Raw genomic sequence first — 18,279 nt, 5'->3', positions numbered from 1 at the left:
CGTCAGTGCAGTCGCGCCGCCGGAGCGGTGCGGGCACGGAGCAGGCGGGCACGGAGCAGCACGGCCGCGCTCGCAGTTGCGGCGAGCACGACGAGTGACCACGCCACCGCGCCCACCGCGCCGGCGGGGTGGACCACCGACTGTCCGACCGCGGCCTGCACGGTGAGGAGCACGGTGCCCGCCGCCCACGCGACCGCGACGACGACCACGATCCGCACCTGCGTGGTCGGGTGCGCCAGCCACGGCAGGCGCCGACCGGCGGCGGCGACCAGGAGCGCCACGAGCGGGAGCACCTGCAGGGCGTGCATGCCGACGAAGTGGGCGACCCGGTAGTCGCCGCCGACGGTGCTCCACCCGAGCAGCGGCACCCCGGGGCCGCCGTCCGCGATCCCGACGGTGTGGGCGCCGACGATCCCGTCGGGCGCGGTGAGCTGGGTGGGGGTCGGGCCGGTCATCAGGAACGCGACCCCGATGCCGAGGAGCGCGATGACGGCACCGGCGCGGACGGCGACCGTCAGTGCCGGGGTGGGCAGGCGCAGGAAGAACAGTGCGATCGAGGTGACGAAGGTGCAGAGGTAGAGCGTCGTGATCGCCACCGCCATCACCGCCCACACCACCACGTGCACGCTGTTCGACACGTTGAAGTGACTCGTCGTGCCGGTGGCGGCGGCCCACGCGATGAGCACCTGTTCCACCACCAGGGCCACGGCGACCACGGTGCCGAGTCGGCGAGCCAGCGTCCGCCACTTCGGCAGGTGGGCGATGAGCCACGCCCACGTGACGGCGTAGAGCAGGATCGACAGCGAGAACTTCAGCGGCTTCGCCCACGCCGGCGCCCCGAGGATGGTCCGGGGATCCACGACGAGTCCGACGAGGCAGACCGCGGTGGACACGACCATCAGGCCGGCCACGGCCATGAGTGCCGGGTGCCACGCGACCGCTCGGCGGACGGCGGCGATCACCGGGTCACGCTCCGGGCGTGCAGCAGGGCGGCGGCCACGACGTCGGCGGTGGGGGTCGGGTGCACACCGAAGGTCTGCTCGAACGCCGACGAGTCGAAGACGTAGGGGTCGGTGTACTGGTACCGCAGCTCGAGCGTCTCGCGGGCGGACGTGTTGAACAGGGCGCCGAAGCGCAGCGTGGCCGACGACATCACGGCCGTGCGAGCGGCGGGTACCCCGGCGAGCTCGACGTACTGCCGCCCCGTCAGCGCCGGGGCGGTCGGCAGGTGCCAGGTCCCGCCCGTCGCACGGCCGTCGGTGCCGAGGACCACGAGCGCGTCGCCGATGTCGGTCGTGGCGGTGAGGGAGTGCGGCTGGTCGGCGTCGAGCAGCCAGGTCGGCCGCTTGCCGGCGGCGATCCGATCGACGACGAACCCGTTGAACACGCTCGTCGTCGCCCCGGGGCCGGTGAAGTCGGCGCTCCGCCCGATGGTGACGGCCAGTCCGCGGTCGGCCGCGGTCCGCAGCTGTTCGAGGGCGGCTGCGCGCACCGCACCCTTCCGGCCGGAGGGGTTGATCGGGGTCGCCTCGGTCATCGGCCCGGACACGCGGCCGTAGGCGTAGACGTTGTCGAGGTACACCAGGTGGGTGCCCTCGGCCAGGGCTGCCTCGACGGTGTTGTCGACGATCCGCGGCCACTGGTCCGTCCAGACCCTCGACGAGTACGGCAGTCCGGCGACGAGGTACGCGACGTCGGCGCCGTGCAGTGCGCGGCGGACGGCGGTGGGGTCGAGCAGGTCGGCGATGACGTGGTCGGTGCGGGCGTCGGCGCTCTCGCTCTCGTTGTTGCCTGCCGTTGCTGGTGTCGACGGGCGCCGGCCGACGGACACGGCGGTGACGTCGTGCTCGCGGAGGGCTCGGAGCGTCTCGCGCCCGACGACACCGTTGCCGCCCAGGACGACGTGCAGCGGAGCGGTCATGCGCCGGCCTCGTCCGTGTCGGCGACGGGGAACAGGTCGTGGGTGGCGTCCTGCTGCGCCAGGCGCCGGAGTCCTGCGAAGAGCGGATCGCCGAGGACGGTGCCGATCACCATCAACTCCGCCATCGCGGTCCGGCCGTCGCGGTGCTGCAGTGCTGCGACGTCGGCCCGTGCCGCGCTCGCCGCTGCCGACACGTAGGCGTCGAGGTAGTCGTCCGGAGCGTCGAACCCGATCGTGCGCAGCCCGTCGAGCGCCCGAGCCGCGGTCTCGAGTCCCGGGTTGTCCGACGTCGCGCACCAGCCGGCGGCCGACACCCGTTCCTCGATCCGGGTACGGGCCTCCGGGGTCGCCTCGGACTCGGGGGAGCGCGGGGTGGTCATCGCGTACTGGGCGACGGCGAAGACCTCGGCCAGCGGTGCGGTCTCGGCATCGAGCACGGCCAGGACCTGCTTCGTCACGGCGACCGAGAGCCCGCCGGTCTCCAGGAGTGCCCGGACGAGCCGGACCCGTTCGACGTGCCGGTCGTCGTAGGCGGTCTGGTTCGGCGCCGACTTCTCGCCGGGAGGCAGCAGGCCTTCGCGTTGGTAGTACTTGACGGCGGTGACCGGCGTGGACGCCGCTCGCGCAAGTTCAGATATTCGCACTATCGGAGAGTAGCGGTATCTACTTGTGTCCACAAGGCTCTCGCCTCTGGGTGGGCAGGTGAGGGTGTGTCAACCTGCCAGTCCGCCTGTGTCTCCGCGCAGATCGGCACGTGGGTCATTGTCATGTCATACTCAGCGAAGCAGCACGACCGGCCGTCGGCGGGTCCCTGCTCGCAGGGCTTCGTCGCCTGCACTTGCCGCTCCCAGCAGGTCGAGCACCACGTTCTCCGGTCGATGCGCCGCGCCCTTCCCCGGGGCCTGGCTGCCGGCAGCTCATCGAGCTGTCCGCCCGCACGTGGTCGACGCAGATCCGACGTTCGACGTCGCAGAGAGCACACCATGAAGAAGATCATCACCGCCTCGATCATCGGCGCAGCGGGCGTCGCCCTCCTGCTCGGAGGCGCCGGCACCTTCGCGCTCTGGAACTCCAGCGCCGAGACTGCCGGGGGCACCATCGTCGCCGGCGCGCTCTCGATCAAGCCGACCACGCAGGCGGCGAGCTGGACCGTCAACGGCGGGTCGCCGCTCTCGACGCTGGACGGCTACCCGATCGTGCCGGGTGACGTCGTCACCTACTCGCAGGACATGGTCGTCACCGCGAACGGCAAGGGCCTGAAGGCCACCCTGGCCGTGGACCCGGCATCGGTCGAGGCCACCTCGACGTCGGCCCCGGCGGACGTCGCACTGGCGAAGTACCTGTCGGCGAACGCGGTGCTCACCGCGTCCGGTGACGGGGTCTCCGGTGCCGCTGCGCCGTACACGGTGACCGGGCAGACCGGCTCGCAGCAGGACGTCCGCGTCGGCGTGACCATCGCCTTCCCGAAGAGCACCACCCCCGGTGTCGAGGACGGCACGCAGAACGGGTCGGTCGACCTCGACGCCATCGCCGTGACCCTGACCCAGGCGTGAGCCGCCGGCGCCGAGGGGGCGCGATGACCGGCTGGCCGACGGCGACGTTGCTCGCCGTCGCCGCGGTGGGGATCGTGGCGGTCGTCGCCATCTCCACCGACGGTGGCACGTTCGCCCTCCTCAGCGCCCGGTCCTCGACCGAGCCCGCGACGATCACCGCCGGGTCCGCGGACCTGTCACTGAGCAGTCTCGCGCTGCCGTCCGCACCCCTCTACCCCGGTGCCACCGAGTTCGGCGTGGTCACCGCGACGAACACCGGCGACGTCCCCCTCGACCTCGGCGTCGCGATGGCGCGAGCCGGCACGACGACGTCGGCCTCCGGTGTCCGCAGTGACCTGCGGGTGACCGTCGGTGCTGCGACGTCGGCGGCCGTGTGCCGGGCCGGCAGCGTCCGCCCCACGTGGTCCGGCACGCTCGACTCGACCTCGCCGCGGTCCGCGGGCATCGCACTGCCCCCGGGCGCCGCCGTCGTCCTCTGTCTCGCCGTCGCGATGCCGGCCGACGCAGCCGCATCGCAGCAGGGCCTCTCCACCGACTTCACCACGACCATCAGCGGGACGCAGGCAGGATCATGACCGACCGCACTCCGCGTCGACGCGTGCTCCTGCTCGGAGCGACGGCCGCCGCGGTCGTCGCGCTCGAACTCGTGAGCGGCGGGACGGCGTGGGCGACGTGGACCGCCCCGGCACAGTCCGTCCGGGCCGCCGCGACGACCGGCTCCGTCTCGGTCGGCATCCGCGGTGTCGAGGACCTCGCCGCCACGTACTCCTCGGCCGCGCTGTCCCACACGGCGCTCGTCACGGTGTCGAACTCGGGGTCCGTCCCCGCCACCACCTCGTTGTCGCTCGCAGCGACCGCCGGATCCGCGGTGTCGAGCGCCGTCCGGATCGACGTCTGGCAGTCCACGAACGCCAACCCCTGCTCCGGTGCTCCGTCGAGTGCGGCGATAACCGGTTCGGGCACGACGATCGCCCCCGTGGTCGCCACCCTCGCCGCCGGCGCGAGCCGTTCGACCTGTGTGCGGACGTCGGTCAGCCAGGGCCAGCGCTTCGACCTCTCCGGAGGCTCGACCACCCTGGACGCGACCGTCACCGCCCGTCAGGGGGCCTGGGTCGGCACAGCGCACGCCCGCGCCGCCCAGAGCGTCGCCGACACCGTCACCCCGTCGGTGCCGTCGAAGACCGCCGAGACCGACAGCAGCATCACCGTCACCTGGGCAGCGCCCGCGGACGCCAGCGGCATCGGTTCCTACGCCGTGTACCGGGACGGCGTCCTGGTCAGCGTGACGTCGGCGTCCGTCCGGTCCTTCACCGACACCGGTCTGCAGGTCTCGAAGTACTACGCGTACACGGTGCGAGCGGTCGCCAGCGGCACGGGCGGCCACGCGTCGCCGTCGTCTCCCGGCATCCAGCACGCCACCGGCTGGTACACGTCCACGAGCCGGTACGTCCTGCGGAACGACGCCACCGGCACGTGCGTCGCGAGTGGTGGGTCGGCCTCCGGCTCGCCGATCACCACGACGTCCTGCACGACCAGCGCGGCGCAGACCTGGCGCTTCACTCCCGAGGACGCCTGGCTCCGGATCACGTCGCCCTCGAACCCGTCGCTGTACTGGGACGCCCCGAGCGACCGGTCCGCCCTGCTCCGTCCCGACAACGACATCAGCGCCCAGAAGTGGACGGCCGAAGCGGTCGGCGCGGGCAGTGGGCTCTTCCGGTTCCGCAACCGGAACGACCTCTGCCTGACGGCGTCGAACGGATCCGCCACCACCAACCCGATGACCGTGGCCGACTGCAGCACGTCCGGACTCCAGCTGTTCTCCCTCCGGGCGACGTCGTGACGACCGCAGTGCCGCAGCCGCCGCCGCAGCCGCAGGGAGCCCGCTGGTCGGGCGCCCTCCGGCTGCTGGGGCAGACGGCCGCGGTCCTGCTCCTGATCGTCGTGGTCGGGCTCGCGGCGCTGGCGATCCTGGTGCCGCGGATCACCGGTTCGGTGCCGCTCACCGTGCTGACGAGCTCGATGGAACCGGGGATGCCACCGGGCACCCTGGCGGTAGTCCGCCCGGTGGACCCCTCGGACATCGGTGTCGGCGACATCGTCACCTACCAGATCCGGGTCGATCGGCCCGGCGTGATCTCGCACCGGGTGGTCGCCGTCGCGATCGGGGCCGATGGTCGCCGCCTGTTCACGTTCAAGGGCGACAACAACTCCGCCGTCGATCCCGAACGGGTCGTCGCCGCGCAGGTCATGGGCCGTGTCTGGTACTCGATCCCCGGCCTGGGGTTCGTGAACACCGCCGTCGCGGGCGATACGCGGGCCTGGCTCGTGCCGACGCTGGGCGGCGGGATGATCGGGTACGCCCTGCTGCTGGTGATCCGCTCGGTCGCCGTCACCGGAGCCCGCGGAACGTCGCACGGACGTCGTCGACGAGCAGCTCCGGCTGTTCGAGCATCGCGAAGTGGCCGCCGCGCGGGACCTCGTTGAAGAACACCAGGTCGGTGTACCGGCGCGCTGCCCAGCGGCGCGACCGGCGGACGTACTCGCCGGGCATGATGCTCAGGCCGACCGGCAGGGTCAGCGGTTCCTCGACGGTGCCCGGGGTGGCCCAGCCGGTCCGCGTCGCCTCCCAGTAGATGCGCGCCGCGGACGCGGCGGTGTTCGGCAGCCAGTACAGCATGACGTCGTCGATGATCTCGTCGAGCGGGAAGATCCGTTCGGCGTCGCCGTGTACGTCGTGGGAGCCGCCGACATCCTGGAACATCGCGTAGATCCACGACGCCAGCCCGACGGGGGAGTCCGCCAACGAGTAGCCGATGGTCTGCGGGCGGGTCGACATCTGCTGCGAGTAGGCCGACAGCTCCCGCCAGTAGTGGCCGCTCTCCTGCAGCATGACCTGCTCGTCGGGGGAGGCGTTCCGGACTTCGTCGTCCGTCGGCATGAACAGCGCCATGTTGAGGTGGATCCCGGCGAGCCCGATGTCCCCGGCGGCCTGCAGGGCCGCGAGCTCCGCGGTGACGGTGGCGCCGAGGTCGCCGCCCTGGGCGAACCAGTCGGTGTACCCGAGCCGGGCCATCAGTACCGACCAGGCCCTCGCGGTCCGGGCGGTGTTCCACCCGGTCGTCGTCGGCTTCCCGGAGAAGCCGAACCCGGGCAGGCTCGGGATCACGACGTGGAACGCGTCCGCCGCGTCGCCGCCGTGCGCCACGGGGTCGGTGAGTGGACCGATCGCGTGGCGGAACTCCAGGACGGAACCGGGCCAGCCGTGGGTGAGCAGGAGCGGGCGGGCGCCGGGGACGGCGGACCGGACGTGCAGGAAGTGGACCTCGAGCGCGTCGATGTGGGTCGTGTACTGGCCCCAGTCGTTCAGCAGCGCCTCGGTCCGGCGCCAGTCGTACTCCGTCGTCCAGCGTTCGACGAGGGCGCGGACCTTCTCGAGTCGGGGTCCCTGCGAGGTGTCCTCGACGGTCTCGGCATCGGGCCAGCGGGTGGTCAGGAGACGGCGGCGCAGGTCGTCGAGTTCCGCCTGGGGGACGTCGAGGGTGAACGGGGTGATGGCTGCGGTGTCCGACATAGGGTCCTCGGGTGCTTGGCGTCGCGACGGCTTTCCGTCTTGATCGCAGATGATCTTTGCACAAGACGATCTTGTTCCGGTACGGTCTCCGGTATGGACAGTCCGACGCCGACCGACGCACTCCCCGAGATCGACTGGGGTGCCGAAGGGATCGAATCCGAACTCGGGTGGGCGCTGCCGCTGGCGCTCCAGGGCTTCACACGGCTGGGCAGCGAGGCGGTCGCCGACGTGCCGGGTGGTCCCCGTGGTTACCAGGTGCTCGTCGCGACCACGACCGAGGAGCCGTCGTCGCAACTCGGGCTCGCGCAGCGCCTCGGGATCGACAAGACCCAGATGACCTACATCGTCGACGCGCTCGAGGCGGGCGGGTTCGTCGAACGCCGCCCTGCCCCGACGGACCGGCGGGTGCGGCAGGTCCACCCCACCGACGCCGGGCGTGCCCTGCTCGCCCGGACGCGGTCCGCCCTGCGCGGCGCCGAGGGCGTGCTCATGCGGCACCTCGACGACGACGAACAGACGACACTGCGCCGGCTGCTGGCCCGCGTCGCGCTCACCGCCGGGCTCGGCACCGCCGGACCGGACCAGGCGGACCCCACGTTCCAACACCCCCTCGCCGTCCCGGAGCGATCCCGACGGCGCACCGCGACGACCACGTCGACCACCACTGCAGTGAGGCCCCGCCCATGACCACCACCATCCTCGTCGCCGGCGCCACCGGCGACCTCGGGCACCGCATCGTCCGCGAGCTCACCCAGCACGACGTGCGAGTACGGGTCCTCACCCGGCCCGGCAGCAGGACCGCCGGAGAGCGCTTCGGCGATGACCCCCGTGTCGACGTCGTCGCCGCCGAGTACGGCGACCACGACGCCCTGACCCGGGCCGTGAGCGGGGCCGACGTCGTGGTCTCCGCCGTGAGCGGGACCCGTCCGGTGATCGTCGACGCCCAGCGCGCGCTGCTCGCGGCGACCGTGGCGGCGGGCGTCCGGCGGTTCATCCCGTCCGACTACTCGGCCGACTACCGGCGGATCGCACCCGGCACCAACCGCAACTTCGAGCTGCGGCGCGAGTTCGCCGCCGACCTCGACGCGGCCCCGGTGCAGGCGACCTCGATCCTGACCGGCATGTTCACCGACCTGCTGACCGGCGAGGCCCCGATGATCCTGTCCGGCCGTCGGCTCGTGCTGTTCTGGTCGTCGGCGGACCAGGTGCTCGACTTCACCACGAAGGACGACGTCGCCCGGGTCACGGCGCTCGCCGCCCTGGACGACGACGCTCCGCGGGTGATCGAGATGGCGGGCGACCAGGTCACCGCACGCGACGTCGCACGCACCATGGGCGAGCTGACGGGGGAGCGCTTCCGGCTGCAGTGGGCCGGCACCGCCGGCACCCTGTCCGCGATGAGCGCCGTCGGCCGGCGCCTGTCGAAGAACCCCGACGAGACGTTCCCGGCATGGCAGGGGATGCAGTACTTCGTCAGCATGTTCAGCGGGCAGGCACAGCTGCACCACGTCGACAACGACCGCTACGGCGTGCAGTCGTGGACGAGTGTCCGTGACGTGCTCCGCGCACACCTCAGCGGACAGGGCCACCCGGCGACGGACTGACGGGCGCGGTGTGCGGTCTCCGGCGGCGGAACAGGAACGCGAGACCGACGACGACGACCGGCACCAGTGCGAGCGCGGCGAGCCAGACGAGGACGTCCCACTCCGGTGAGAGCGGCACGCCGAGCGCGCTCGACGAGGTCCGCCAGACCTGGTCGCCGGGCCCCTCGTGCTCGTCCATCCCCGTGACCGGGAACAGCAGTGCCGTCACGATCGCCCAGCCCACCAGTACCGCGACGGCGATCAGCGTCCAGGGACGCGCAGCGGACGGGGCGGACATCTGTGTCACCGGACCGCAGTCCGCGGGCGCTCGGCCCGGGTGCCCCACCACCTGGCGACCAAGGCTGCGGCCCCCAGTGCGAGCCCGACCACGCCTGATCCGAGACACGGGACGAGGACGAGGCCGAGGCCGATGTTCGCGCCGCCGCCCTCCGGGCCGTAGGACGCGTCGTACATCAGCGCCCCGACGCCGAGGAACCCCACGGCGAGGAGCACGGTGCTGACCCAGTGGAGTGTGCGGGCTGTGGTCATGGTGGTCGTTCCCCTCGGAAGTGCCGTTGACGAATCCTCGCACGGCCGTTCCGGCGCACATTCCCGGAGCGGCATCAGTCGCTCGGCACGCGGCCGGCTCGGGCCGCCCGGACGATCTGCCAGACGCAGACCGCGAGCGCGACGGCGCCGGTGACAGCCGCGACCCACGTGCCGGCGGCACCGATCATCGGCGTGGTCGTGCAGGAGCTCGTGCCCGCTCCGGGGACGGCGTCGAGACAAGTGGTCGTCTGGACCAGCAGCAACATCGACACCGTCACGACGACGACCACCGCGACCGTGGCCCACCCCACCACTCGTTCCACCGTGCGCTCCGTCCTGCCTGCCATCGGTGGCTCAACCATGCCGCATGACCGGCCTGACCGGTGTCTCGATCCGGCAACGACTCGACCGCACCGACAGGCGGACTGGAGGCCCGGTGCCAGCTGGCACCGGGCCTCCAGTCCGTCAGCCGCTCGCGGTGACCGCATCGCTCACGCCACGACGGCGGCCGGCGGCACCGGTGCGACGATCGCCGCGACGTCCCGTCGCCGTGCCGCGCCGGTCCGCACCCGGTGCGCCACCGACAGGGACACGGCTGCGGCGACTATCCACGCACCCAACGTGAGGAGCGCGCCCGTCGTGCCGCCCCCGTCGAAGTAGCTGAACCCGGTGACGGCGCCGAACGCGGCACCCGGTGGGAGGGCCTGTCCGACGGTGGCGAGCACGGGCGGCAACAGGTGGGTGCTGATCGTCGCGCCACTCGTGGCGTTGCCGAGGGTGGTGAAGAGGAGCGTCGAGACGATCACGCCCATCGGTCCCACGATCGAGGTGATCGCCATCGTGGACAGCGAGACGCCGACGGCGAGGAGCGAGAGCACCATGATCACGGCGCCTGTCGCTGCGGGGACGGCACCGTCGATCGGCCCGGCGATGACGGCGACCACGGCTGCCGCGGCGATGCTCCCGACCACCGTGACGGCGATCCGGGTGCGGAGGCGCGCGAGGGCGCCGAGTGAGTTCATGACCTGCGCCAGGATGAACGCCGCCAGGGTCGTGCCGAAGACCAGGTAGAACCCAGCGATGCCCTGGGCGTCGTTCGTCGCGAGCGGGACGACGTCCTGTGTGTGGGCGACCGAGGCACCGGCACCGGCCGCGACCCCGGAGAGCATCGTGGTCGCGGCGGTCGTCGCACTCCGTCCCTCGGCGCCCGCCGTGTACAGGGTCCAGCCGTCGCTGCCGGGGACGAGGGCTGCGACCGCGTCGCGGGACCGGACGAGGTCGCGTGCGTCGGAGGCGGAGCCGACGGTGCGCACGTCGGCGCGGTCGCCGAGTGCGTCGCCGGCGGCGTCGGCCACCTGGGTGCCGACGACGGCGATGGGCAGGTGGTGTGGTGTCGGGGCCTTCTGCAGGCCGATGTACAGGCCGGCGAACGCTCCGGCGACGGTCATCGCGACCAGGACCTGGGTGACGAGGACGGGCAGCACCCGGCGGACCGGGGGGAAGCCGACCGACTTCGCAGCGTTGTTAGTAATCGATTCATTACTCATGGAATCGGATGATACCCTCGCGGCATGACGACAGCAAGGGGTCCGGTCCCGAAGGGTGCGGAGCGCATGGCCGGCAGCCAGCGGCGCGAGGCCACCCTGACCGCGGCGGCCGCCGTGTTCGCCCGGCAGGGGTACCACGGCGCGACCACGGAGCGCATCGCCCAGGCCGCGGGCATCAGCCAGCCGTACGTCGTCCGGATGTTCGGCTCGAAGGAGAACCTGTTCCTCGCCGTCGTCGACGGGTGCCTCGAAGCCGTGCTCGACGCGTTCCGGGCGGCACTCGACGACGGGCAGCCGGGCACCGTCGCGTCCCGCCTCGGCGCTGCGTACCGTGCGCTCGCGACCGAGGACGGCGTGCACCTCATCGTGATGCAGTCGTACATGCTCGGTGCCGACCCCGTCGTCGGACCGGTCGCCCGAGACGGCTTCACCCGGATCCTGCACTTCCTGGTCGAGGAGGCCGGGCTGTCGGAGTCCGCGGCGGAGTCGTTCCTGGCCAAGGGGATGCTCATCAACACGCTGCTCGGCATCCGGCTCGGGGACCAGGACGACCCGCTCGCGCAGCGGTTCACCCAGACGGTGTTCGACCAGGACCCCACAGGACCCGGGCCGACCGACCGCTGACCAGACCCGTCGTCAGGCGACGCGCTCGACCCGTTCGACGAGCTCCCTGACGGCGTCCGTCGCGCTCGGGCGCTGCGCGGTCTCCTCGCTCAGTCGCCGTGCCGCGGCGAAGTGACTGCGCTCCGCGAGCATCCGGTGCACCGCCGGGCCGACCGCCGACGGCTCGTCGACCACGACCGCGACACCGGCCTCGGCGGCACGGGCAGCGTTGATGAACTGGTCCGCGCCCTGCGGGAGCAGCACCATCGGCACGCCCACGCTGGCCGCGGCGAGCACCGTGCCGGCACCGGCCGCTGCGACGACCAGGTCCACGCCCTCGAGCAGCTCGCGCATCGGGCGGAACGGCACGAAGCGCACGTGCTCGCTGTCGTCGAGGCGCTCGCCGATGACCCCGACGGTCGCCACCAGGTCGGCCTCGTCGGGCTGGAAACCGTCGAGGATCGCCGTCAGCAGCGCGGCGTCGCCGAAGACCGTGCCGAGGGTGACGAGCACCCGCGGTCGTCCTCCGCGCGCCGAGACCGGTGCGAGCGGCTGCTCGGCGGCGGCGGCGTCCGGTCGGCTGTGCGGTTCGGAGCGGAACGGGATCGTGACGGGCGGCTGCGTCCACCCGGGTGCCTGCAGCGACACCGGCGTCGGGTCGAGCAGGGCGATGGGCGGGGTCGGCACCACTCCTCGCTCGGCGTAGCGGGGGAGGACGAGCTCGGCCATCGGGCGGCGGAACTCCTCGGGGACCTCGGGGCCGAAGGCGACGATCGCGTACGGCACGCCGAGTTCCGCGGCGACGAGCGGCCCGACCAGGTCGACGGCGTCCGCGACGACCACGTCGGGCGCCCACCCGCGCGCTGCGCGCACGGCGTCGTCGACGGTCAGGTCGACGCGGGTGCCGGCGAAGAACTCGGCGACGGCCGCCGGCTCGGGCCGGTTCGCGGGGTCGCTGCCGGGGATGCGGCGGGCCACTTCGGAGAACAGGTCGGGAGGCATGGGTCCGGCCGCCAGGACCGGCACCGTGGGCAGTTCGGTCGCCAGGGGCTCGCGCATCCCACCACTGGTGAGCAGGGCGGCATCGTGGCCGGCCGCCTGTGCGGCACGGGCGAGCGGGACGAGGGGCAGGAGGTGTCCGAGTGCGGGGACGCCGGAGAAGAGGATGCGCAAGAGGGGTCTTCCTGGTTCGGGGTCAGTCGGCGGCGAGGACGAGCGGGATGCTGCGTCGGCGTCCGGTGACGAGGGGGATCGTGCCGGCGGCCACCATGAGCACGAGGCTCACGAGGGCGGCGGGCAGGGCGGCCTGCAGGCCCAGGTGGGGCTGCGTGCCGGGGACGGTGACCGCGAGCGCGACGGCTTGTCCGCAGGCGGTCAGCACGAGGACGACGGCGGCGACGAGGACCGCGGTGCCGACGAGGATGACGGACTCCCACGCTGCGCGGGCGAGCACGGTGGCGCGGGACCCGCCGGCGGCCTCGACCAGCGCGGCCTCCTGCTCGCGGGTGCGTCCGGCCATCAGGACGGTGGCGGCCGCGCCGAAGAGCGACACGAGCAGCGGCCCGCCGAGCATGAGCAGGACGCTCTGCACGTCGAGTCCACCACCCGACGACGACCCCGTGGTCCGGTGCACGGCGTCACCCAGGGTGTCGAAGCCGGCGAAGAGGCTGCCGGGCAGGGCGATCGTGATGACGAGCGCGCTCACCGTGGCGCTGCTCCGGTCGACGGAGAACGCGGCGGCGTTGCGTGCGAGGAACCACGATGCCGATCGGTGCGCGGGCACCACCGCGGTCCAGGCTCGGAGGGTGGCCGGGAACACCACGGGGCCGATCGCGGTGCAGGCCGCCGTCACGAGCGGCCCGATCAGCAGCACCTGCCCTCCGGTCCGGACGCCGGCGTCGACGATCGAACTGGTCAGGAGCCCGGCGAGCAGCAGTGCGACGGCACTCGCGGCCCAGCGGGTCCAGGTCGTCCGGGTGCGGACGGACTCGGGCTCCCGCAGGACCTCGATCGGGCGGACGAGACCGGCTCGGCGCGACGGCCGGAGACTGCTCAGGACGACCACGACCGTCACGGCGAGCACGACCGAGACAGCGCTCGTCGGACCGAACCGTTCGTCGAGGTCCCGGAGCCCGTCGGACTCCGACAAGCCGAAGTGCAGGAACGCCGGCACGAACGGCGCCACGACGAGGCAGCCGATCGTGCTGCCGACCAGCGCCACGACGGCGAGCTGCAGCCGGACGACCGCCGTCACCGTGCGGGACGGCACCCCCACCAGCTGCCAGAGCGCGTAGCCCCGCCGCTGCAGGTCGATCGTCAGGCGGGTGACGCTGCCGAGGACCGCGGTGACGGCGACGATCGTCAGCACGACGACGAGCGACGCGAGCGTGGTGAGGCCGCCGGCCCGGAGCAGGTCCGTCGGTCCGCCTGACCCGATGATCGCGAAGCCGGTCTCGAGCATCCCGGCCGCGATGGCGGCAGCCGCCGCGGTGGCTGCGCTGACGACGAGTGCGCCGATCCAGATGCCGGCGTTCTGCCGCAGGTCGCTCAGGACGAGTCGGAGCACGTCAGGCCTCCTGCGCGGCGGCGGTCAGGGCTTTGAGGACCTCGGCGGCGTCCGGGTGCGCCAGCTCGCGGTGCACGGCCCCGTCGCGCAGGACGAGCACACGGTCGGCACGCGCAGCCGCTTCGAGGTCGTGCGTGACCATCACCACTGACCGGTCACCGTCGGCCACCCGGCGCAGCAGGTCGAGGACGGCGTCACCGGCGGTGGTGTCGAGGGCGCCGGTCGGCTCGTCGGCGAACACGACGTGCGGTTCGGACGCCAGGACCCGGGCGATCGCGACCCGCTGCTGCTGCCCGCCGGACAGCGCACCCGGTCGGTGGTCCCCGCGGTCGGCGAGTCCCACCGAGGCGAGCGCGGCGTCGACCTGGGCTGCTGAGACCGGCCGGTGGGCGAGGCTGGCGGGCAGCGCGATGTTCTGCCGCGCGGTCAGCGACGGGATGAGGTTGAAGGACTGGAACACGAAGCCGACCGTCGAACGCCGGAGTGCCTGCAGTTGCTTCGGTCGGAGGGTCTCGAGGCGTTGCCCGGCGATCGACACCGATCCGCTGTCGTAGGGCTCGAGGGCGGACAGGCAGTACAGCAGCGTCGACTTGCCGGAGCCGCTGGGGCCGACGACGGCAACGAACTCGCCCGGCAGCACGGACAGTGAGACACCCCGGAGCACCGGGACCCTCGACTGTTCCGGCCCGGGGAACGACTTCGTCAGGTCATGTGCCTGCAGGAGGGGTTCGGTCATGGTGTCAGTCCGTCTCGTTCTCGTCGTCGTTCTCGGATGTCGGACCGCAGGATGCCGAGGACCCGCGCGTACCGACGCTCCTGGTAGATCCCGTGCACAGCGGCGAGCAGGACGGCCGTGACCACCCCGGTCGCCAGGGACGCGGACGGCGCCCACGTGCTCGCGGTCAGCAGTGCCGCCCCGGCACCGGCGACGATGCAGTTCACGACCGCGATCGCGCTCGACAGCGTGAAGAACACCCCGCGCCAGGACAGCCGGAGCCCGATGTCGAGCAGCTCGTTCGGCGCGATCCGGTCCTCGGGCACCGGGAAGTACCGCGGGGCGCCGGGCAGGATCGTGCCGTACCAGCGGCGGATCCGCTGCATCGCGGCGAGGGCGACCACGTCCTCCAGCGAGGTCTGGACGAGTCGCTCGTAGGTGAAGACCCCGAGCAGCACGACGACCGGGATCACCACGGCGAGGTAGCCCGTGGCGAAGTCGGTGTCGGCCAGGAACCCGAACGCCACCAGGGCGCTCGACAGTGTCGTCAGGTAGATCGCGGCCCGGGTCGACGACTCCGAGACGGTGATGCCGCGCGCGGTCTGGAGCACGAAGTGCTCGGTCACGAGGGCCGTGAAGAACGCGCTCGGCGCGTCCGGCAGCCGCGCAGCCGCGTGGTCGGCGGTGTCGTCGGCGGAGCCTTCCGGCATGGGCGCCTCCCGGTGGTCGTCGTGGTCGCGACCCGATGCCGGGTCGCCGCCACGAGGCTCGCAGCTGGTCCGCCCACGGCGCATCCGTTGCGTGACGTAACCCGTGCCTCCAGGCCGTGGGCCGGTGCGTCAGTCCGTCGGACCGGACGCTGCCAGCGCGGCCGCGAGCTCGGTGCGACTCGTCACGCCGAGCTTGGGGAACACCTTGTACAGGTGGGTGCTGACGGTGCGGTGCGACAGGTAGATGCGGTCCGCGATCTCGCGGTTCGTCATGCCGGCGGCGGCGAGCCGCGCGATCTGCAGCTCCTGGGGTGTGAGCCGTTCGCGTGTCGGCGCCGTCGTGCTGTCGGCCCGTTCCGGGGCCTCGCCGGCTGCGCGGAGTTCCGCCGCGGCGCGGGCGGCGAAGCCAGCGGTGCCGGCGGCGTCGAACGCGTGGAGCGCCTCGCGGAGGTGCAGCCGTGCCTCGACCACCCGGCGCTCGCGGCGGAGCCACTCGCCGAACAGCAGCTGGGTCCTGGCCAGTTCGACCGGGGCGTCGGCGAGGCGACCGGTCTCGATCGCGCGGGCGTAGAGGGACTCCGGGTCCGCGCCGCCCGCGCCGTCGGTTCCCGCCGCGTCCGTGCCCTCGGCGAGCAGGGCCCGGCTCCGCACGACGAGGGCGGTCAGGTGCGCGGACCCGGTGGTACGGGCGACCGCCTCGGCCTCGGCGAGGTTCTCGACGACCGAATCGGGCCGACCGCCCCGGACCGCGGCCTCGGTGCGGTCGGCGATCGCCCACAGGGACCGGGTCGCGTGGACGGTCATGTGCGTGAACTCGATCTGGGCGTCCCGGTGGCGCCGCTGACCGAGGGCGACCAGTCCCGCTGCCCACCGCGCGTCGGCGCTGGCCAGGGCGAGCCGCCCGCCGTGCGCGAACTCCGAGCCCTCGCGCAGGGCGGCCGAGGCGGCCTCGTCGTCGCCGAGCAGGGCGTGGCCCCGGGCGAGCGTGGCGTAGGCCATCCCGGCGATGAGCGGGAGCTGGACGTCGCGGGCGATGCGGACGGCGTACTCGGCGTCGGCCAGACCGTCCCGCACCCGCCCGCGCAGCATGAGCACCGTCGCCCGGCCGCGGAGCGCCTGGGTCTCGTCGGCGACGGCGCCGAGCTGGTGTGCACGCTCGTACGCCAGCTCCCAGCACGTCAGCGCGGTCTCGAGGTCCTGCTGGGACTCGGCTGCGATCGCGAGGGACGCCATCGCGAGCGGTTGCTCGGTGAGCTGCGGCACCAGGTGTGCGAGTTCGGTGCGCAGGTGCTGGGCGGAGCCGAGCGGCGCCAGCACGGCGAGGGCCACCGACTTCAGCGGGCTCGCCGAGCGTGTCGCGAGCAGGGCCGCCTCGATGTCCTGCCACTCCGATCGCGGCAGGTTGCGGCCGCGGGCGTTGAGGGCCGCCGCCCAGAGCACCCGCACGAGTCGGTCCGCGTGCTCCGGGCCGGCGAGCACGGGTCGGATCCGGCGGAGTTCGATGCGCGGTCGACCGGCAGCACCCGTGGTCAGGCTCAGCACCGTCTGCGTGACCGCGGTCTCGGTGACCGTCTCGGGGTCGGCGGCGAGGGAGTCGACCTGCTCCAGGAGCTCGATCGCCTCGGCCGTCATGCCGGCGGCCCGTGCGGTCTCGGCAGCTCGGCCCAGCCGACGTGCCCGACCGGTGACGCCCTGCGACAGGGTGGCCGCACGCTCGTAGGCCCGGACCGCCTCGGGGCGGGCACCCCGCTGTGCCGCGCGGTCGGCGGCGGTCTCGAGGTCGGCGGCGATGGACTCGTCCCGCTCGAACGTCGCCGAAGCCCGGTGCCAGGCGGCGCGCATGCCGTCGGTGACCACCGACGCGAGTGCCCGGTGCGCCGCGGACCGTGCGGCGGCCGAGGCGTTGCCGATCACCGCCGAGCGCAGGAGCGGGTGTCGGAAGCGCAGGGAGACGAGGTCGGTGCGGAGGAGCCCGAGTTCCTCGAGCGGCTCGAGGTCGTCGACCCCGAGGTCCATCGTGCGGGCCGCCGCCATGACGTCCTGCAGGCCCGCGTCGTCGGCCGCCGCGGCGAGCAGCAGGAACGAGCGGCTGCCGGACGGGACGGCGGCGACCTGCTCGAGGAACGCCTGCTCGAGCCGCCGCGTGGTGGGGAGCCGGGATGCGATGGTGGCCGGGCCGCCCGTGGTCCAGGTGACGGGCAGTTCGTGCAGGGCGAGTGGGTTGCCGCCGGCCTCGGCCAGCACCCGTCGGCGGACCGAGGTGGACAGGGTACCGGCGTGGGCGTCGAGCAGGGCCTCGGCGGCGGCGTCGGCGAGCGGTCCGAGCTCGAACCGCGTGAAGCTGCACGGGGGCGCGGCATTCGGGGCGTGTCCGGTCCGGGCCGCCGCGATGACGACGACCGCGGCGTGCGTGAGCCTGCGCCCCACGAAGTCGAGCACCTCGGTGGTGGACCGGTCGAGCCACTGCAGGTCCTCGGCGCGGACGAACACCGGGCGGTGCGACGCGGCCTCCTCGAGCAGCCCGAGCGTCGCGGTGCTCACCAGCAGGCGGTCCGGACTCGGGCCGTCCTCGACCGCGAGGGCCGTGAGCAGTGCGGTGCGCTGGCGCGGCGGCAGGGCGGACGCGAAGGGCAGCAGTGGGTGGAGCAGCTCGTGCAGGCCGTCGAAGCCCACGCTGTTCGCCCCCTGGATGCCGGTGCAGGTCAGCACGCGGAAGCCGGCCCGCCGCGCGTGCCGCTCGACGGCGGCGAGCAGCGTCGTCTTGCCGATGCCCGCCTCACCCTCGACCAGGACCGCGGCGCCGCGCTCCGCCGCTTCGTCCTCGGCTGCCCCGTCGGCAGACGCCGCCGCCACGTCGTCGAGCAGGCGCGTGAGGGCCGCGAGTTCGTCCGCGCGGCCGAACAGTGCACGGTCGGGGAGCGGCGGTGACACGGCTCGTTCGGTGTCCACACGCTGCCCTTC

The 18,279-nt window shown here is 73.1% G+C and carries 20 protein-coding genes; 7 read left to right on the top strand and 13 right to left on the bottom strand.

Going from position 1 to position 18,279, the window contains the following annotated elements:
* Positions 1–2: 2 nt before the first annotated feature.
* From DEJ02_RS11160 to DEJ02_RS11150, 3 genes are read right to left on the bottom strand one after another with little or no spacing between them, the layout of a single operon-like run.
* Positions 3–962 carry a hypothetical protein gene (locus tag DEJ02_RS11160; RefSeq protein ID WP_258378722.1) on the bottom strand — a complete coding sequence of 320 codons (960 nt, stop codon included), beginning with the start codon at positions 960–962 and terminating at the stop codon, positions 3–5.
* Complete coding sequence (locus DEJ02_RS11155; protein WP_111033130.1) at positions 959–1,921, bottom strand: NAD-dependent epimerase/dehydratase family protein; 963 nt, start codon at positions 1,919–1,921, stop codon at positions 959–961. Before DEJ02_RS11155 ends, DEJ02_RS11160 begins: the two co-directional genes overlap by 4 nt.
* On the bottom strand, positions 1,918–2,565 hold the full coding sequence (locus DEJ02_RS11150; protein WP_111033129.1) for a MerR family transcriptional regulator: 648 nt from the start codon (positions 2,563–2,565) through the stop codon (positions 1,918–1,920). The genes DEJ02_RS11155 and DEJ02_RS11150 overlap by 4 nt, the downstream gene beginning before the upstream one ends.
* Positions 2,566–2,904: 339 nt before the next feature.
* Here DEJ02_RS11150 and DEJ02_RS11145 point away from each other — a divergent pair, with 339 nt between their 5' ends.
* From DEJ02_RS11145 to DEJ02_RS11130, 4 genes are read left to right on the top strand one after another with little or no spacing between them, the layout of a single operon-like run.
* Positions 2,905–3,474 (top strand): alternate-type signal peptide domain-containing protein, encoded by a 570-nt coding sequence (locus DEJ02_RS11145; protein WP_111033128.1) that lies wholly within the window; start codon positions 2,905–2,907, stop codon positions 3,472–3,474.
* A gap of 23 nt (positions 3,475–3,497) precedes the next feature.
* Entirely contained in the window at positions 3,498–4,049 is a 552-nt protein-coding gene (locus DEJ02_RS11140; protein WP_111033127.1) for a hypothetical protein, read from the top strand.
* The gene (locus DEJ02_RS11135; RefSeq protein ID WP_111033126.1) at positions 4,046–5,314 is read left to right on the top strand and encodes an RICIN domain-containing protein; all 1,269 of its coding nucleotides are present in this window, start codon (positions 4,046–4,048) and stop codon (positions 5,312–5,314) included. Before DEJ02_RS11140 ends, DEJ02_RS11135 begins: the two co-directional genes overlap by 4 nt.
* Positions 5,311–5,958, top strand: a complete 648-nt coding sequence (locus DEJ02_RS11130; RefSeq protein WP_181440332.1) for a signal peptidase I — start codon at positions 5,311–5,313, stop codon at positions 5,956–5,958. The genes DEJ02_RS11135 and DEJ02_RS11130 overlap by 4 nt, the downstream gene beginning before the upstream one ends.
* Here the strand turns inward: DEJ02_RS11130 and DEJ02_RS11125 are convergent.
* A complete protein-coding gene (locus tag DEJ02_RS11125; protein WP_111033124.1) occupies positions 5,864–7,045 on the bottom strand; it encodes an epoxide hydrolase family protein in 1,182 nt (393 codons plus the stop codon). The genes DEJ02_RS11130 and DEJ02_RS11125 overlap by 95 nt on opposite strands.
* A gap of 93 nt (positions 7,046–7,138) precedes the next feature.
* Here DEJ02_RS11125 and DEJ02_RS11120 point away from each other — a divergent pair, with 93 nt between their 5' ends.
* Positions 7,139–7,732: a MarR family winged helix-turn-helix transcriptional regulator gene (locus DEJ02_RS11120; protein WP_071404274.1), complete on the top strand. Its 594-nt coding sequence runs from the start codon at positions 7,139–7,141 to the stop codon at positions 7,730–7,732.
* Positions 7,729–8,649, top strand: a complete 921-nt coding sequence (locus tag DEJ02_RS11115; protein WP_111033123.1) for an NmrA family NAD(P)-binding protein — start codon at positions 7,729–7,731, stop codon at positions 8,647–8,649. The genes DEJ02_RS11120 and DEJ02_RS11115 overlap by 4 nt, the downstream gene beginning before the upstream one ends.
* Here the strand turns inward: DEJ02_RS11115 and DEJ02_RS11110 are convergent.
* The 4 genes from DEJ02_RS11110 to DEJ02_RS11095 all read right to left on the bottom strand — a co-directional run bounded on the left by DEJ02_RS11110 (position 8,618) and on the right by DEJ02_RS11095 (position 10,724).
* On the bottom strand, positions 8,618–8,926 hold the full coding sequence (locus tag DEJ02_RS11110) for a hypothetical protein (RefSeq protein WP_111033122.1): 309 nt from the start codon (positions 8,924–8,926) through the stop codon (positions 8,618–8,620). The genes DEJ02_RS11115 and DEJ02_RS11110 overlap by 32 nt on opposite strands.
* A 5-nt stretch (positions 8,927–8,931) precedes the next feature.
* On the bottom strand, positions 8,932–9,177 hold the full coding sequence (locus tag DEJ02_RS11105; RefSeq protein ID WP_111033121.1) for a hypothetical protein: 246 nt from the start codon (positions 9,175–9,177) through the stop codon (positions 8,932–8,934).
* Positions 9,178–9,251: 74 nt separating this feature from the next.
* Positions 9,252–9,524 (bottom strand): hypothetical protein, encoded by a 273-nt coding sequence (locus tag DEJ02_RS11100; protein ID WP_146249269.1) that lies wholly within the window; start codon positions 9,522–9,524, stop codon positions 9,252–9,254.
* A 144-nt stretch (positions 9,525–9,668) separates the two neighbouring features.
* Positions 9,669–10,724: a hypothetical protein gene (locus tag DEJ02_RS11095; RefSeq protein ID WP_146249268.1), complete on the bottom strand. Its 1,056-nt coding sequence runs from the start codon at positions 10,722–10,724 to the stop codon at positions 9,669–9,671.
* A 24-nt stretch (positions 10,725–10,748) separates the two neighbouring features.
* Between DEJ02_RS11095 and DEJ02_RS11090 the strand changes: the two genes are divergently transcribed.
* Positions 10,749–11,348, top strand: coding sequence for a TetR/AcrR family transcriptional regulator (locus tag DEJ02_RS11090; RefSeq protein ID WP_220038382.1), 600 nt, complete (start codon positions 10,749–10,751; stop codon positions 11,346–11,348).
* Positions 11,349–11,360: 12 nt separating this feature from the next.
* On the opposite strand, the gene DEJ02_RS11085 is transcribed toward DEJ02_RS11090, so the two are convergent.
* From DEJ02_RS11085 to DEJ02_RS11065, 5 genes are all read right to left on the bottom strand, one after another.
* Positions 11,361–12,500, bottom strand: a complete 1,140-nt coding sequence (locus DEJ02_RS11085) for a nucleotide disphospho-sugar-binding domain-containing protein (protein WP_111033117.1) — start codon at positions 12,498–12,500, stop codon at positions 11,361–11,363.
* A 22-nt stretch (positions 12,501–12,522) separates the two neighbouring features.
* Positions 12,523–13,893: an FtsX-like permease family protein gene (locus DEJ02_RS11080; RefSeq protein WP_111033116.1), complete on the bottom strand. Its 1,371-nt coding sequence runs from the start codon at positions 13,891–13,893 to the stop codon at positions 12,523–12,525.
* Position 13,894: 1 nt separating this feature from the next.
* Positions 13,895–14,629: an ABC transporter ATP-binding protein gene (locus DEJ02_RS11075; protein ID WP_111033115.1), complete on the bottom strand. Its 735-nt coding sequence runs from the start codon at positions 14,627–14,629 to the stop codon at positions 13,895–13,897.
* Complete coding sequence (locus DEJ02_RS11070; protein ID WP_111033114.1) at positions 14,626–15,318, bottom strand: hypothetical protein; 693 nt, start codon at positions 15,316–15,318, stop codon at positions 14,626–14,628. Before DEJ02_RS11070 ends, DEJ02_RS11075 begins: the two co-directional genes overlap by 4 nt.
* Positions 15,319–15,447: 129 nt before the next feature.
* Positions 15,448–18,267 carry a LuxR family transcriptional regulator gene (locus DEJ02_RS11065; RefSeq protein WP_220038381.1) on the bottom strand — a complete coding sequence of 940 codons (2,820 nt, stop codon included), beginning with the start codon at positions 18,265–18,267 and terminating at the stop codon, positions 15,448–15,450.
* Between the last annotated feature and the right edge of the window lie 12 nt (positions 18,268–18,279).

Origin of the sequence: Curtobacterium sp. MCLR17_042, from assembly GCF_003234695.1 — a bacterium.
In the GTDB taxonomy this organism is placed as follows: Bacteria; Actinomycetota; Actinomycetes; order Actinomycetales; family Microbacteriaceae; genus Curtobacterium; species Curtobacterium flaccumfaciens.
This window is presented reverse-complemented; position numbering and strand designations above follow the sequence as displayed.